Here is a 13,698-nt window from a genome sequence, read left to right as displayed (position 1 = left end):
TCCTCACCGCCATCGCCGCTGGCAACCCGGACCCGAAAACCGAGCTGCATTACCAGACCCCGTTCCAGCTGCTTGTCGCCGTGGTGCTCTCGGCCCAGACGACCGACGTGGCGGTAAACAAGGTGACACCCGCGCTGTTCAAGGCCGCACCCAATGCAGCCGCGATGGCCGCGCTGGGGGCGGAGGGGATCGGGCCCTACATCAAGTCCATCGGGCTGTGGAGCGCCAAGGCCAAGAACGTGGCGGCGCTGGCGCAGCTATTGCTGGAGCGCCATGGCGGCGAAGTACCCGGCGAGCGCGAGGCGCTGGAAGCTCTGCCCGGCGTGGGCCGCAAGACCGCGAATGTGGTGCTGAACGAGGTTTTTGGCCAGCCGACCATGGCGGTGGACACGCATATCTTCCGCCTGGGCAACCGCACCGGCATCGCCCCCGGGGCCACGCCGCGCGCGGTGGAGGATCAGCTGATCAAGCGCATCCCCAGGGATATGCTCAAGCCCGCGCATCTCTGGCTGATTCTGCACGGGCGCTACGTGTGCAAGGCGCGTACGCCCGAATGCTGGCGCTGCCCGGGTGCGGCTTATTGCACGTACCCGGATAAAACGCCGGTACCGGCGGGGAAGAAACCCCCGCCGAAGTGACGCCCGCCCTTACTTGAGCGCGGCGCAGAAGCGCTGAATACGGGTGCAAGCCTCACGCAGCGCCTCGGTGGAGGTGGCGTAGGAGATGCGGAAATGCCCCGGATAGATGAAGGCCGAGCCATGCACGGCGGCGACACCTTCCTCATCCAGCAGGGCGATGACGAAGTCTTCATCATTGTTGATCTTCGCGCCCTTGGCCGTGGTCTTGCCGATGCAGCCCTGCATGGACGGGAACACGTAGAACGCGCCTTCCGGCTTGGCGCAGGTCAGGCCCTCGGCCTGGTTCAGCATGTCCACAACCAAGTCCCGGCGTTCCTTGTACACCTTCGTCATCTCGTGCAGCGCGTCCTCGGGGCCATTGAGCGCCGCCACGGCGGCGGCCTGGCTGATGGAGGAGGTGTTGGAGGTGGACTGGCTCTGCAGCTTGTCCATGGCCTTGATCAGCTCCACCGGGGCGCCGCAGAAGCCGATGCGCCAGCCGGTCATGGCATAGGCCTTGGAGCAACCGTTCATGGTGATGGTGCGGCTGCGCAGCGCGGGCTCCACCTGCACGATGGTGGCCGGCTTGAAGCCGTCATAGGTCAGCTTTTCGTAGATATCGTCGGTGAAGACCCAGATGTTGGGGTGCTTCAGCAGCACGTCGCAGATCGGGCGCAGATCTTCGGCGGAATAGGCGGCGCCGGTCGGGTTGCTGGGGGAGTTCAGGAAGAACCACTTGGTCTTGGGCGTGATCGCCGCTTCCAGGTCCTCCGCGCGCAGCTTGAAGCCGCTGTTCTGGCTGCACGGCACGAAGACCGGGGTGCCCTCGGCCAGGGCCACGATATCCGGGTAGGAGACCCAGCACGGGGTGGGGATGATCACCTCGTCGCCCGCCTGCACCGTGGCCAGCATGGCGTTGAAGATGACCTGCTTGCCGCCGGTGGAGACGATGACCTCCTCCGGCTTGTAGTCGATGCCGGAGTCCCGCAGGAACTTGGCGGCCACAGCTTTGCGCAGCGCCGGGGTGCCGGCGACGTCGGTGTACTTGGTGTCACCGGCATTGATCGCGTCGATCGCGGCCTGCTTGATATGCGCGGGCGTGTCGAAATCCGGCTCGCCAGCGGAGAGGCTGATGATGTCCCGGCCGGCGGCTTTCAGCGCCCGCGCCTTGGAGGAAATGGCGATGGTCTGGCTGGGGCTGATGCGATTCAGCCGGTCGGCGATCAGGGTCATTTTGTTACGTCTCGATGAAGTTGAAGGCGGGCGCCTTCTAAACCCGCCACGCCCGGCACGCAAATCACGAGATGACCAATCTCTCCGCTTGCGGCGCAAACAAAATCAGCATAGGCGCTATCTGTCGCCAAGTGTAACAACCGTGGTGGCAACCCGACACACCAAGCGTCCGCCTTTTGGATGAGCGGCGTTACTGCAGGAGAAGAGAAGAGATGAAGTTCACCAAGCATCTGCCGGTTTTCACCTTCGCATGCGCCCTGGGCTTCGCCCCGGTTGCCTTTGCGCAGACCAGCACCGGCGGCACGATGGCCCCGATGCCCAACTCCACCATGGCGCCGGCCGCTCAGGCTCCCGCCATGGCTGCCCCGGCTGCCAAGCCGGCTGCTCCGGCCATGAAGCCCACCGAGCTGGCCAAGACCAGCGAGTTCAAGACCCAGGCTGAAGCCACGGCGCACTGCCCGAGCGACACCGTGGTGTGGAGCACCCTCTCCAAGAGCAAGACCTACCACACCAGCACCTCCAAGTATTTCGGCAAGACCAAGCACGGCGCCTATGTCTGCAAGGCCGATGCCGACGCTGCTGGCTACCACGAGGCCAAGAACTAAGTATAACGCGCCGGGGAGGCCAGCCGGTCTCCCTGGATGCAATTGCGTAAAGGATTGAAAAATGGCCGAAAGCGATATCGTCACCCTGCCGTCCGGCGTGCAGTACCAGGACCATGTGGCGGGCACCGGCGATACGCCGAAGAAAGGCCAGATGGTGACCGTGCATTATACCGGCTGGCTGTATGAGAACGGCGCCAAGGGCAAGAAGTTTGACTCCTCGCGCGACCGCGGGCAGCCCTTCACCTTCAAGCTGGGCGTGGGCCAGGTGATCTCCGGCTGGGATATCGGCGTATCCACCATGCAGGCCGGCGGCCAGCGCACCCTGATCCTGCCGCCCGAGCACGGCTACGGCCAGCGCGGCGCGGGCAGCGTTATCCCCCCCGGCGCGACGCTGATGTTCGACGTCGAGCTGATTTCCTTCAAGTAACCCGAATAGCGCCGCCGCGCGGCTCTTACCGGGTCGTGCGCGGCAGGTATTTCACCGGCGCCTCTGTCCCAGGCCGGCGGCTCACTCGCCGGCGTTCACGCGCCAGCCGCACCATGTCCTGAAAACAGTTCTGCAGCGCCGCCGGGTCACCCGTGCGGCGCTCCAGCGCGCGCAGGCAGAAATGCACCCGCGCCATGTTCTGGTAATATTCGGTGAAGGCGTAATTGAGCGCAGCGCCCGCCAACGCCCCCGCGACCGGTACCGCCTGGGCCAGGAATTTCTCCGACAGGGTGATCCCGAGCTGGCTGGCCGCGTTGCTGATCAGCAGGTTCACCGTCAGGTGGTTCACGCCCAGGCGCGTCGCCCAGTAGCCAGTTTCCACATCGTCATCCGCCGTGCCAGGCCCGCCGAAGGCGAGCACCTGCAGACAAGCCCGGCGCGTGTCCTCCTCAGCCAGATCCTCGCCGGAATCCCGCGCGACCTCAGCGATCGAGCGTAGAATGGTGGTGGTGGTGAAGGGAATGTCGAACAGCACGCCCGGCAGGCCGACAAAGCCAGAAGCGGCGCCACTCGCCGTGGTGGCGAGGCGATGAAGCGGATTGTTGCGTGGGGCTTTCGGCCGGGCCAGATGCGGCACCGCCTCCAGCCCGAAGGTGGCGTAGCGGTAGCTGGACCAGAGCGTATCCTCCACCGTATCCTGCACGCGCTGGATGAGGCCGGTCCACGCCGCGCCGCCCAGGCGCTCGCCGGTCTGAGCCACGCTCGCGCGCAGCGCCTCGATACGGCGGCCGAACACGCCGGCCAAACGCAGCAGAACACCGCGCGAATCCGCCATTATGACGGCAGCGCGCCAGAGCTGTTCCTGCTCGTGTGGGGTAAGGAAAGAGGCCTGATCTGCCAGATTGTCTGGCATGGGGGCATAAGTCTTCATGTCCGGGGGAGGATGCACCGCCGCCCGGACATGAGACAAGTGAAGTTTACGGAAAATTATTCCGCGGCGGCGGCGGAAACGCCCTTCACCGCCTGCACGATCTCCGCGAAGGACGCGGGGTCATCAAAAGCAATGGCCGAGAGCACCTTGCGGTCCAGCTCCAGCCCGGCCTGCTTCAGGCCGTAGATGAACTGGCTGTAGGTGAGGCCATGTTCACGCACTGCGGCATTAATACGCTGGATCCAGAGCGAGCGGAACTCGCGCTTCTTCACCCGGCGGTCGCGGTAAGCATAGCGCAGGGCCTTTTCCAGGCGCTCCATCGCGATGCGATAATTGGTCGACGAACGGCCAACATAGCCCTTCGACAGTCCCAGAACCTTCTTGTGGCGGGCGTGGGTGGTAACGCCGCGTTTCACACGTGCCATTTTCTATCCTCTTCCCTTATTCCAGACCGTACGGGGCCCACTGCTTCACGGTCAGGCCGTCAGCATGGGTAAGGACTTGGCTGCCGCGGTTCTGGCGCTTGGCCTTCTGGCTGCGGGCATAAAGGTTATGGCGCTTCTTGCCCGGGCCGGCGAGAACCTTGCCCGTGGCGGTGATCTTGAAGCGCTTCTTGACCGCTGACTTGGTCTTAAGCTTCGGCATTTTGGTCTCCTGTCGCTACAACCCGTTCGCACGGGGGTCCCGGATATCGGGGCGGCGGCCAGGCATGCCTAATGGCCCGGACACGCGCGCATCACGTTTTACGGTGAAGCGGGCCGTATAAGGCGAGTTCCGCCGCGTGACAAGAGACTCAGATGCAGGCAGATTCCGCGCATGGCAGGCAAACCACCTGACGCGGCTTTACTATACGAGGCAGCACTGAACCACATGGCGCGCTACGCCGCCACCGAGGCCAGTCTCGCCCGCGTGCTGGCACGCAGGGTGGAGCGCTGGAGCCGCGCGCAGGAAGACGCCGAGCCGGAGGAGACCGCCCGCGCCCTGCGCCGTGCCAAGGCAGAAATCCCCGGCGTGCTGGCGCGGCTCAAGGAGCTGGGCGCGTTGAACGACGAAGCCTTCGCCGCCTCCCGCGCCAAGCGCCTGACGCGGGAGGGCAAGTCGCGCCGCGCCACGCTGGCGCATCTGGCGGCCAAGGGCGTGAAGGCCCCCACCCTGCCTGATGACCCGGAGCGCGAACTTGCCGCCGCCTGCGCCTATTTGCGCCGCCGCCGCGCCGGGCCCTTCGGCGATGCGCCGGAGCAGAAGGTCCTCGCGGCCATGGCCCGGGGCGGCTTCGCCCAAAGCACCGCCCGCCGCGCCTTGGCGCTGGACCGCGAGCACGCCGAGGTCCTAATCAAGAGCCTCTCCGCTAGCCCGGAATTTTAACCCCCGCCCAGGCAGGGGTGAGGCGCGGGTCAAACCCGGTGCCACCCGCCGGCGGCAAGCGCGACTGGCGGAAGAAATATGCCCGCAACGCCTGTGCCAGATCCTCCCCCTCCGCCCGTCCGGCGGGCCGGGCCACGGGCGGGTTGAGCTTCTCGCTGGACCCAGCGCCCGGCTCAACGCCGCGCCCTACTTCCGTGGCGAAGGCCTGAGAGATCGGACCGCGCCCCCTCCATCCCGGCATCGTCTGCGCAAGCCGGACAGCCGGCAGCGCAAACTCCGGCCATCCCATGGCCTGTTGGCCGCGAAGCAAATCCGGCGGGCTGGCGGGCAGGTTGCGCCGCACCGGGGCAAAGACTTGCCGCAACGCCTCCTCGCCCCGTGGCGGAAGATAGGTGGCCACGCGCTCCCTCGCCCGCCGGTCGCGGGATTGCGCCGCCTCCCGCCGTGCCGCCGCCAGCACAAAACGGAAGCCCTCTGGCGGTACCTGCGCGTCAGGGCCGCGCTTTGCCGCATCCGTCAGGGCCGCCTCCTGTGCTGGGCTTGGCGAAAGGAAAACCCCACCCTCCGCCTCGCCCGCACGCCGCGCCGGGCAGGGCATGCGCCGGGGCAGAACCGGGGCGATGCCCGCAATCCCCGGCGCGCCAAGCCGCATTGCCAGATCCTGCACCGTCACCCCTGCCCCGCCATGGCGCCTGACTGGCCGGGCGCCCCGCAACCCCGCCAGGCGGGCAAAGTCTTCGCCCGTCAATTCCGCCATCCGGGCAGCCCCGTTACAGCCCGAAGATCGACTTCAGATCAGCCAGGATCGCCTGCAACAGGCCAAGCCCTGCCTTGGCCTTGGCGGCATCCGCGGCAGGCAGCGTGGCCAGCACCGGCTCGGCGGCAGTGGCCAGGGTGCTTGCGGCAGTCGTCGCCGTATCCAGCGCGGTGGCATGGGCCGACTGGCTGGCCACCACCGAATTCACCACCGCCTCGCCAACCTGCAAGCCCTCGGCAACATCCGCGCCAATCGGCCCGCCGGCAGCCGCGCCAATCGCCGCCGCCGCGTTCAACCCGGTTTCGATATTCGCAATCTCACTCATGGCATACTCCTCGTTTCGCTGCGGCGATCCGCGCCGCACGGCAGGCACTCAACCGTGGCCGTCCATCACACCGGCCGCGATCGTGCCCATATCCGCCGCAACCACTTCGATCTCAGCGGGATTCTTCGTCCTGATCAGCTGCGCGGCATCGGCGATCGCCGTTTCCATCTGCGCCACGGTCACCGCTGTCTCAGGCTCAACAATCTTCACAAAGCCCAAAATAATCCCCAGAAAATCCTCGGAAGGCAGCGTCTGCTTGAGCACGAAATACTGCACCACCGCGGTCATCGCCGTACCCAGCCAGATCGCCAATCCCGTCCGGTTTGTGGGCGACTGCAAAAATGCCCTGATCGAATTCATTCTTGTCTCCTCAGTGAATAATCTCACCGGCAAGGGCGATCACCCGGCGTGTCCAGCCCAGGCTGAAATTCGCCCAGCCCGGCGCGCGGCTGTAGAAATCCAGCCGCCGCGCGAGCGCTTCCCGCGCCAGCGCCAGCGCATCCATGTTGTTCAGCGCCGCCAGCGTCTTCGGCCCCAGCACGCCATCCGCCAGTACTCCCACGGCCTGTTGCAACCAGCACACGGAGCGCCTCAGCCAGGCATTCACCGCCGCGTCGAACGCCACCATCGCCACAGGTAGTGCCAGCTCATCGCCATGCAGCGGCGCGTAGAAATCGCGGCGGTAGATCGCCTGCGCCTCGTCCTCTGAAAGGTTGGCGATATCCAGCGCTGGATACGCCGCCGTGCTGATCCCGTACTTGGTGCCGCGCAACGCGCCACGGCCCACGGTGCCCCCGGTCCAGTTGCCCGGGTCCGCGGGGTTGTCGGTGTAGCCGCCCTCAGCCCCCAGGGTGAAGGCGAAGCATCTGGCAAAATTATCCATGGAACAGCCTCGCGCACAGCCCGCCGCACACGGCGGAAAGCACACTGATGATCATCATGCTGATCCGCCGCTCCGCATCTCGCTCACCGCGCATTCGCGCCAAATCCGCCCTCATATCGCTTAATCCCGTGACCAGCTCATCGATTTTTCCAAACAGCTTGCCGATGACCAGATCTTCCTGGGCCAGATACAGAACCCGCCAGGTTTCGAGTGAATCGGCCTTGGCCTCCAGGATTCCGATATCCTGCCTTATGCCGCTTATATCGTTACGAAGTCCCGCTATGTCCGTACGCAGCAGGGCAACATTGTCTGTGTCCATATTGGTTCCTCAGTCTGGCGTGTCAGACAGCGTGATCGGATAACTCGTGGCCTGGAGCGGGAAATTGACATTCCAGGCGGAGCCGAGATCATTACCGATGCTCCAGTTCGCGGGCGGGGTCTGGCTGGCGGCGTTGTCGGCCACCGCATTGCCGCGGCCGATCTGCGTGCTGCCATACGGATAGAAAAACAGCACCTCGGCGGACGGATTGGTAATCGGCGCCGCCATGGTCACGGCCAGATGCGTCGCATCCACCCGTGATGCCGCCGTGCCGGTGATGATCGTGCCCGGCGTTGCCACCGAGCCGCCATCCATCACCGCAAAGCCCGCACCGTTCGCCGCCTGCAGCGGCACCAGCAGATCATTCCCCGCATCATGCGCAACCGTTAAAATCAGTTCCGTATCGGATTCGCGGTAAACATGCGTAATCTGCGGCCCGCCCTGCATCGGCAATCCGCTAGCAGGCGCCTGGACCGCCGGAATCGTATCGCTCAGCCCCATCGCCAGCGCGGCCCTCCCGGCAGCATGCGCGCCGATCCGCCCATAGCGCAGCAAGTCGGGCTCATCGCGATGCTCCGGATCGCCCCCGGAAAATAGCCCCGTGGCCGGATCGTAAGACGCATTGAGCGGGTTGGAATCCGCCGTCTGCACTGCAAACACCACAATGTTGTTGCCCGCGTCCGCTGCCAGACCGGCGATGGACTCGCGCACCATCTGCACGCCGTCATTGGTCTCGTACGGAATCGCATTCCAGGCCAGCAGTGGCAGATTAGCCGCTGTGCGCCCAAGCAGGCTCCGCGTCATCGAGAGCAGTTGCAGCACACTGCTCTCGTACAGCGCCTTGTTCGCGTAGGGCATGGTGCTGTCCTGCTCTGACCACGGCCAGACGAGAAACGCGATGTCGCTCTCATCCACCGCGCTCACAACCGCGCTGCTGCCGGTCAGATACGCACTCAGCGCCGCGAAGTCCGGCCCCGCCGCCCAGGTGGAGGGATCAGACCCATCCCCCGGATTGGTCAGGAACGTGCCGCCCGAACTCCCTGGCGGAAACAGCGGCGGCGAGGAGTTGGAGATCGGATGCCCAGGAATCACCGAATACCGGTTCGGTGACAAATACGTGCCGGATTCCGCCGCCGTGTATCCATAGGCCGCGGCGCCCAAATACCAGGCCACACCCTGCGCCAGCGCCAGCGCGCCCCCGGCGGCAATAAACCAGGCGGCGTTGGACTGGCCCATGACCAGCAGGTTCACGCCCCGCCTCGTCCCCAGCACCCAGCGCGCCTGCGCCGCGATCAACGTCGTGATCTCCCCTGCGCTCAGCGCGCGTTCCCATGCCGCCGCCTCATGGAACCAGCATTGCGCCGAACCCTGAATGCTGCCGTCATGCAAAAACAGCACCTGCGCGTTGGCACTGGCCGCCAGCGGATTGGCCACGCCAGCCGCCACTTGCACGCCATCCAGCCACACATCCACGCCACTGCCCGGCGTGTTACGCAAAATCACCGCATGGCTGTGCCGCCTCGCCAGTGTGGAGGACAGCACGGTTTGGCTCGCGGTGCCGGGAAACAGCGTAAGGTTCGCTCCCTCGGCGCTATCCGCCTGCAGGATCATCGCGCCAGCGCCAGCAGTGGTGTGGATCAGCGGGATCGGCTGGTTATTGACGTAATACGTTCCCTGCCGCCAGTTCGGCCGCGTCCACACCAGGTACCGCGTCCAGGCAGCACCCGAACCCAGCTCCAGCCCCGGATGCGCCAGCCCCCAATCCGGGTCCAGGCTCGGCCCGTAATTCACGATGGCCGCATCCGGCGCGCCCACCGCCCCGAGATACCCGTTCACCCGAGGTGCTGCGATGGTAGCGGCCGGCGCGGTATCCGCGGCAATGTGGTACGGCATCAGGTTGTTGCCGTTGCTGGACTTGTCCTTCACCGCACCGACAACGCCATTGCTCGCCAGCATCGCAGCACCGCTTACATCCAGCAGCCCGCCCGGCAGCCCCGCATCCCACCAGCCCGAGATCCCGCTGATCGCGGACGGATACGGCCCGGTGAACAACCCTTCCGGCGGCGCGCTCCCTGCGGGTAGCGGTCCGGCGAGCACGCGCATGCCCAGCCCGGCCGCCAGCGGCGAGCCAGGTATGTTGAACAACATGGCCATTGGCTAGGTCACCTTGACGGCGAAGCTGCTGACAGCGGAATCGGTACCCGCCGCAGTCTGCACCCACACATAATAGTTCCCGGCCGTGGCAGGCGTGTTGTAGTAAACTGCCCACAGCGAGTTGGAGTAGATGATCGACGCTGCCTGCCAGCCGGAGCTGGGCACAACGGTGTTGGACGTAGAGAGCGCCACCTGCGTCGCCACGCTCTGTGCCGGCGTCACCGAGCCGTTCAGCGGAATCGTGCTCACGCCATGCACATAGCTGCCGCCCGGATTGTTGAAGCCATAGACAACGCTGGGCGCCGCCGCCACGGTAATCGCGGCGGAGACGGCGGTCAGGCCGCTCGCCGGGTCCTGCGCCCAAACGTAATAGGTCCCGGCCGCGCTCGGCGTGAGCGAAGCGGAGAAGCTGCCGCTCGCATTCGGCGCCGCCATCCAGCCGGAACTCGGCGCCGCCGTGTTCTGAACATCCAGCACCACGTTCACCACATCGGCCGCCGGGCTCACACTGCCCGTCACCGCCAGGGCGGTCCCGGCAGTTCCGGTAGCGGGCGCGCTCACACTCAGCGTCGCCGCCACCGCGTTCACCGCCGAGGACACCGCCTGCACCGCAGTATCCGTATCCTGCTGCGCCCACACGTAATATGTGCCCGCAACCGTCGGCATCAGACTCGCGGTCCAGGCGCCATTGTCGGTCACCGCGTTCACCCAGGCAGAAGGCGCCGTGGTACCGCTGGCCGAGAGCCCCACCTGCACCGCGCTGTTGGCGGGAGACACCGTGCCGGAAAGCGCGATCGCACTGTTCACCATCACGCTCGCCGGCACGCTGCCCAGCGTAATCGTCGGCGCCGCCACCGTGAAGCTGTTGGACACGCCCATAATCGCAGGGTTGTTATGGTTGCGAACGCGGACCGCATAGCTCCCCGCCGGAAGTCCCGCGGCGGTAAAACTGTAGGCGTTCGTAGTGATCACCGGGTTCGGCACGGCAACCCAGGTGCTGCCGCCATCGATGGAATAATCCAGCGCCGTCGGAGCGTCATTGAAGATGCCGCCGCTCACGATGAACGCCGTATTGAGCACAGGGGGGCTGATCGTCCCCACCGTGATCGTCGGCGCATTCGGCACTACGCCGCTCCACCATACCAGCGAGCCGCCGGAGTAGCTCAGCCCCAGCAACTCGGTCGCGGCACCCGGCGGCAGCGTCGTGGAGCCGGAGCCAGAGGTGATGCCGGTCCCCATGGTCACGGGCCCGGCAGCCAGATTGATCAGCGTGCAGGAAAATCCCGAGCCCATATTGGCGAAGTTCGCGCTCAGCGTAATCGGCGCGCTGGCCACCAGCACGCGGTTATTATGGTCGGTGGTGTCCAGCACAGTGTTGGCGGTCAGCTCCACCACCTTCGGCTTCACGCCCGGCAGCTTGTTCTGCACATAGGTCCACACCGCGCCGAAACTCTGTACACTGAGCGTATTACCATCGCCACGCCATCGATGACCTGCACCAGGCTGTCCTTCGGCGCCACATCATCGGCGGCCATACCCGCGAAATCACCCTCGATCAGCGCACCCTGCCCGCACACGATCGGCCGGCGCACATAAAGCCCGCCAATGCTCGGATGGCTCTGCACATAGGCCTCGGTGGTGGTAATAAAGCGCAGGCCGAGGAAGTCGCTCACCATGCCCTGGCGGAACACCGGGTTGGCCGAGGTGCTGCCCTGGAACAGCTGCTTGAAATCCGGATCGGAGAACAGCTGCCGCGCGGAAATCGGGTCGAGATAACAATTATACAGCCCGTCCACCAGCGGCACGGCATTGCGGCGCAGCAGCGCCACGGCATCGAGCAGATTGCTCATGGTCAGCGTATCGGTGGCCTGCAGCGCGGCGGTATTGCCACGGCTGGCCGGGCGCACGATGGAACTCGCGGTCGCCGCCTGCACGGCATTGCCCGCGGTGCCATCGGCCACGGTCACATTGCTGGCAAACAGCAGCTGGCCGGAAATACCACTGGGCGCGGTCGAGGCATTAACCGCATCCGGCGTTACGCCGACAATGCTGTACACGTTGGAACCCACGGTCACGGTCAGCGGATAGGTCGAGGACACAGCCTGCTGCACGCCGTTCACGAACACAGTCTGGAAGCCGCGAACATCGTCCACCTCCACGGCAGGACCAGCAGCGGCAAGCGTCGTCACCACGCGGGTATTGCCACCGAAATACGGCGCGAACAGCGCATTGCGCGCCAACTCATCCAGGCTGCGCGCGGCCTGCTCGCCGTTAATCGCGGCATTCTGCAGGAACTGCGAGGCAATGCCCACACGGCTGGTCACCATGTTAAGGTCCTGCGTCGCGGCATAGAAGTTCAGCGAGATCGTGTACTGCTCCACACCCCAGTTGGTGGAGGCGAGCCCGTTGTCCAGGTTGGTGTTGGACGAAGCGGCCAGCGGCGTGGTCACGCTCGGCTTCAGCCCGGCGCGGGTCTTGGTCAGCGTCTCACCGATCCCCACCGCGAATTCCTCACGGTCGGCGATCAGCCGGTAGCCGAGGCGCGATGTCAGCGCCTGCTCGAACTCCCGCTCAAGAAAACCCTGTTGAATAATCGGCTGCAGCGCAGCTGGGAAATTCTGAATACCCATCCTCTATACATTCCTCTGTTTGAGCATGACTCATCATCCAGCAACGGGTGCGCCCCATGGCCGGCTTTTCAGACGCAACTTGTAACGAGTTATTTTCTAATATTTCAAAAGTCGCTCTGGTGAGCTGAATAGTCGTGCATTTCGAGCATCGGAGCGGAGCGTACGTTGGAGTACGTGAGCACCGAAGCGCATAAATGCACGGCTAGGCAGCCGCCAGAGTAAACTTCAGCGGCGGCGGATCAGCGCGGCCCTGGCGCTCAGCCATTCCTCATGGCTCAGCTCATTGGCATGCCGTGTGCGCGGCGGCTCCGGCCTGGGCGGGTTCGCCGCCGCCGAGGACGACGCCCCCGCCCCGAACAGCCACGGCTTCTCCCGCTTCATCCGCGCCAGCAGGCTCGCCGCATCCTCGATCTCGCCATTCTGGTTGAGCCGTATCGATGCGGCATCAATCAGCTTCAACCCGTCGAGGTCGATCATCCCGGCCCGCACGGCCTCCGCCTTCAGCTCGGCGCGCGCCACCCGGGCAGCCATCTCCGCCTGCATCTGGCTTAGCGCCGCCTCAGCACTTTCGGCACGCTCGCGCCAATCCTCTGTGTTTTCGTTTTTCTCAGTCATTGCGCATCCTGGTCAATGGCTTCCAACTCCGCTTCCACATCCGTAATCCTATGCGCCGCGGCCACGGTTTTCACCGCTGTCTCGCGCGAGAGCTGCCCCGCGTTCACCAGCGCCGAAACCGCCTGCGCCTCCTTCAGCCGGTCATCGGCCGAGAGCGGATACCAGCGCGGCCAGCGCAGCTTCAGCCGCTGCGTCACATCCAGCGGCGGCACGCGTTCGCCCATCACCGTCAGCGGGAATTTCCGCGAGGCCCGCGCCACCATCTTCATCAGCGGCAGAATCCCGCCATCGCCGTAGGATATCCGCAGATTATCCGCCAGCCAGATCAACCCCTGGTTCAGCGGATCCACACCACCGGCACGAAGCCCAGCCCATGCGTCACGCTGCGCTGCTCATCCTTCACGGGCCCGCCCAGCGGATCATTCACCGCCCAGGGAAGATACCAGGTCTCTGCTTCCGTATCCCAGATGCGCTGGAACCAGTACATCGATTGCGCATCGATATTGTCATAGCCCTGCGCGACGAGGTCGGCGCCACTCACCTTGTAGCGCTCCGTCACCTGCGCCAGCGTATCAGGGGCCGCGGCACTCCATACCGGCGTCAGATACAGGCTCTCCAGCACCGAGAAGAACACCCGCCCCTGCAGCACGCGGAACAGCACCGCCACCGAGCCAACCGAGCCCCGGATCGCCGCATCGATCATTACCTCGTTCAACCGCGATTCCGCGGTGACATCCTGCAAGCACCGCACCAGCGCCGGATCATCAGCCTCGATCGCCGGAAAATGCCCAGCGCTGAACAGCAGCGCCACGGAATCCTCCACCACCACCCGGCACA

Annotated in this window: 18 protein-coding genes and 1 pseudogene; 4 read left to right on the top strand and 15 right to left on the bottom strand. The window is 65.2% G+C overall.

Features of this window, described 5'->3' with window-relative positions; genetic code table 11:
* A partial coding sequence (gene nth / locus ACLPJJ_RS10260; RefSeq protein ID WP_443590880.1) for an endonuclease III occupies nt 1-638 on the top strand: 638 nt, incomplete at its 5' end.
* A gap of 9 nt (nt 639-647) precedes the next feature.
* Here the strand turns inward: nth and ACLPJJ_RS10255 are convergent.
* Nucleotides 648-1,850 (bottom strand): pyridoxal phosphate-dependent aminotransferase, encoded by a 1,203-nt coding sequence (locus ACLPJJ_RS10255; RefSeq protein WP_443590879.1) that lies wholly within the window; start codon nt 1,848-1,850, stop codon nt 648-650.
* 212 nt (nt 1,851-2,062) lie between these two features.
* On the opposite strand from ACLPJJ_RS10255, the gene ACLPJJ_RS10250 reads away from it, so the two are divergent.
* Both ACLPJJ_RS10250 and ACLPJJ_RS10245 read left to right on the top strand, forming a co-directional pair.
* Nucleotides 2,063-2,455 (top strand): hypothetical protein, encoded by a 393-nt coding sequence (locus ACLPJJ_RS10250; protein WP_443590878.1) that lies wholly within the window; start codon nt 2,063-2,065, stop codon nt 2,453-2,455.
* Between the two features lie 61 nt (nt 2,456-2,516).
* Entirely contained in the window at nt 2,517-2,882 is a 366-nt protein-coding gene (locus tag ACLPJJ_RS10245; protein ID WP_443590877.1) for an FKBP-type peptidyl-prolyl cis-trans isomerase, read from the top strand.
* A 25-nt stretch (nt 2,883-2,907) separates the two neighbouring features.
* Here ACLPJJ_RS10245 and ACLPJJ_RS10240 read toward each other — a convergent pair whose 3' ends face one another.
* The 3 genes from ACLPJJ_RS10240 to rpmI form a co-directional block, all read right to left on the bottom strand.
* Nucleotides 2,908-3,795: an EcsC family protein gene (locus ACLPJJ_RS10240; RefSeq protein WP_443590876.1), complete on the bottom strand. Its 888-nt coding sequence runs from the start codon at nt 3,793-3,795 to the stop codon at nt 2,908-2,910.
* Nucleotides 3,796-3,869: 74 nt separating this feature from the next.
* On the bottom strand, nt 3,870-4,238 hold the full coding sequence (gene rplT, locus ACLPJJ_RS10235) for a 50S ribosomal protein L20 (RefSeq protein WP_443590875.1): 369 nt from the start codon (nt 4,236-4,238) through the stop codon (nt 3,870-3,872).
* A gap of 16 nt (nt 4,239-4,254) precedes the next feature.
* Entirely contained in the window at nt 4,255-4,458 is a 204-nt protein-coding gene (gene rpmI, locus ACLPJJ_RS10230) for a 50S ribosomal protein L35 (protein WP_297369541.1), read from the bottom strand.
* Nucleotides 4,459-4,629: 171 nt separating this feature from the next.
* Here rpmI and ACLPJJ_RS10225 point away from each other — a divergent pair, with 171 nt between their 5' ends.
* Nucleotides 4,630-5,178 (top strand): regulatory protein RecX, encoded by a 549-nt coding sequence (locus tag ACLPJJ_RS10225; protein WP_443590874.1) that lies wholly within the window; start codon nt 4,630-4,632, stop codon nt 5,176-5,178.
* On the opposite strand, the gene ACLPJJ_RS10220 is transcribed toward ACLPJJ_RS10225, so the two are convergent.
* The 11 genes and pseudogenes from ACLPJJ_RS10220 to ACLPJJ_RS10170 form a co-directional block, all read right to left on the bottom strand.
* Nucleotides 5,162-5,935 carry a hypothetical protein gene (locus ACLPJJ_RS10220; RefSeq protein ID WP_443590873.1) on the bottom strand — a complete coding sequence of 258 codons (774 nt, stop codon included), beginning with the start codon at nt 5,933-5,935 and terminating at the stop codon, nt 5,162-5,164. The two genes, ACLPJJ_RS10225 and ACLPJJ_RS10220, sit on opposite strands and share 17 nt — an antisense overlap.
* Before the next feature lie 13 nt (nt 5,936-5,948).
* Complete coding sequence (locus ACLPJJ_RS10215; protein ID WP_443590872.1) at nt 5,949-6,260, bottom strand: hypothetical protein; 312 nt, start codon at nt 6,258-6,260, stop codon at nt 5,949-5,951.
* Nucleotides 6,261-6,308: 48 nt separating this feature from the next.
* The gene (locus tag ACLPJJ_RS10210; RefSeq protein ID WP_443590871.1) at nt 6,309-6,620 is read right to left on the bottom strand and encodes a hypothetical protein; all 312 of its coding nucleotides are present in this window, start codon (nt 6,618-6,620) and stop codon (nt 6,309-6,311) included.
* 10 nt (nt 6,621-6,630) lie between these two features.
* Nucleotides 6,631-7,143, bottom strand: a complete 513-nt coding sequence (locus tag ACLPJJ_RS10205) for a glycoside hydrolase family 108 protein (RefSeq protein WP_443590870.1) — start codon at nt 7,141-7,143, stop codon at nt 6,631-6,633.
* Nucleotides 7,136-7,462, bottom strand: coding sequence for a hypothetical protein (locus tag ACLPJJ_RS10200; protein WP_443590869.1), 327 nt, complete (start codon nt 7,460-7,462; stop codon nt 7,136-7,138). The genes ACLPJJ_RS10205 and ACLPJJ_RS10200 overlap by 8 nt, the downstream gene beginning before the upstream one ends.
* Nucleotides 7,463-7,471: 9 nt before the next feature.
* Complete coding sequence (locus ACLPJJ_RS10195; protein ID WP_443590868.1) at nt 7,472-9,616, bottom strand: hypothetical protein; 2,145 nt, start codon at nt 9,614-9,616, stop codon at nt 7,472-7,474.
* Between the two features lie 3 nt (nt 9,617-9,619).
* On the bottom strand, nt 9,620-11,056 hold the full coding sequence (locus ACLPJJ_RS10190) for a hypothetical protein (protein WP_443590867.1): 1,437 nt from the start codon (nt 11,054-11,056) through the stop codon (nt 9,620-9,622).
* Nucleotides 11,020-12,246, bottom strand: coding sequence for a DUF4043 domain-containing protein (locus ACLPJJ_RS10185; protein WP_443590866.1), 1,227 nt, complete (start codon nt 12,244-12,246; stop codon nt 11,020-11,022). Before ACLPJJ_RS10185 ends, ACLPJJ_RS10190 begins: the two co-directional genes overlap by 37 nt.
* A 225-nt stretch (nt 12,247-12,471) precedes the next feature.
* The gene (locus ACLPJJ_RS10180) at nt 12,472-12,861 is read right to left on the bottom strand and encodes a phage scaffolding protein (protein WP_443590865.1); all 390 of its coding nucleotides are present in this window, start codon (nt 12,859-12,861) and stop codon (nt 12,472-12,474) included.
* The gene (locus tag ACLPJJ_RS10175; protein WP_443590864.1) at nt 12,858-13,211 is read right to left on the bottom strand and encodes a hypothetical protein; all 354 of its coding nucleotides are present in this window, start codon (nt 13,209-13,211) and stop codon (nt 12,858-12,860) included. The genes ACLPJJ_RS10180 and ACLPJJ_RS10175 overlap by 4 nt, the downstream gene beginning before the upstream one ends.
* Nucleotides 13,199-13,698: pseudogene (locus ACLPJJ_RS10170) on the bottom strand (phage portal protein); the annotation flags it as partial. The pseudogene ACLPJJ_RS10170 and the gene ACLPJJ_RS10175, both read right to left, overlap by 13 nt.

Source organism: Acidocella sp., assembly GCF_052326845.1.
Lineage (GTDB): Bacteria > Pseudomonadota > Alphaproteobacteria > Acetobacterales > Acetobacteraceae > Acidocella.
The sequence above is the reverse complement of the archived record's forward strand: the minus strand, read 5'-3'. Positions and strand labels throughout refer to the sequence as shown.

Coding starts and splice junctions, on each gene's coding strand:
- ACLPJJ_RS10210 (WP_443590871.1), bottom strand. CDS start 6,620: ATGAATTCGATCAGGGCATTTTTGCAGTCGCCCACAAACCGGACGGGA.
- ACLPJJ_RS10225 (WP_443590874.1), top strand. CDS start 4,630: ATGGCAGGCAAACCACCTGACGCGGCTTTACTATACGAGGCAGCACTG.
- ACLPJJ_RS10195 (WP_443590868.1), bottom strand. CDS start 9,616: ATGGCCATGTTGTTCAACATACCTGGCTCGCCGCTGGCGGCCGGGCTG.
- ACLPJJ_RS10245 (WP_443590877.1), top strand. CDS start 2,517: ATGGCCGAAAGCGATATCGTCACCCTGCCGTCCGGCGTGCAGTACCAG.
- ACLPJJ_RS10240 (WP_443590876.1), bottom strand. CDS start 3,795: ATGCCAGACAATCTGGCAGATCAGGCCTCTTTCCTTACCCCACACGAG.
- ACLPJJ_RS10200 (WP_443590869.1), bottom strand. CDS start 7,462: ATGGACACAGACAATGTTGCCCTGCTGCGTACGGACATAGCGGGACTT.
- ACLPJJ_RS10180 (WP_443590865.1), bottom strand. CDS start 12,861: ATGACTGAGAAAAACGAAAACACAGAGGATTGGCGCGAGCGTGCCGAA.
- ACLPJJ_RS10255 (WP_443590879.1), bottom strand. CDS start 1,850: ATGACCCTGATCGCCGACCGGCTGAATCGCATCAGCCCCAGCCAGACC.
- ACLPJJ_RS10220 (WP_443590873.1), bottom strand. CDS start 5,935: ATGGCGGAATTGACGGGCGAAGACTTTGCCCGCCTGGCGGGGTTGCGG.
- rpmI (WP_297369541.1), bottom strand. CDS start 4,458: ATGCCGAAGCTTAAGACCAAGTCAGCGGTCAAGAAGCGCTTCAAGATC.
- ACLPJJ_RS10205 (WP_443590870.1), bottom strand. CDS start 7,143: ATGGATAATTTTGCCAGATGCTTCGCCTTCACCCTGGGGGCTGAGGGC.
- ACLPJJ_RS10215 (WP_443590872.1), bottom strand. CDS start 6,260: ATGAGTGAGATTGCGAATATCGAAACCGGGTTGAACGCGGCGGCGGCG.
- rplT (WP_443590875.1), bottom strand. CDS start 4,238: ATGGCACGTGTGAAACGCGGCGTTACCACCCACGCCCGCCACAAGAAG.
- ACLPJJ_RS10185 (WP_443590866.1), bottom strand. CDS start 12,246: ATGGGTATTCAGAATTTCCCAGCTGCGCTGCAGCCGATTATTCAACAG.
- ACLPJJ_RS10250 (WP_443590878.1), top strand. CDS start 2,063: ATGAAGTTCACCAAGCATCTGCCGGTTTTCACCTTCGCATGCGCCCTG.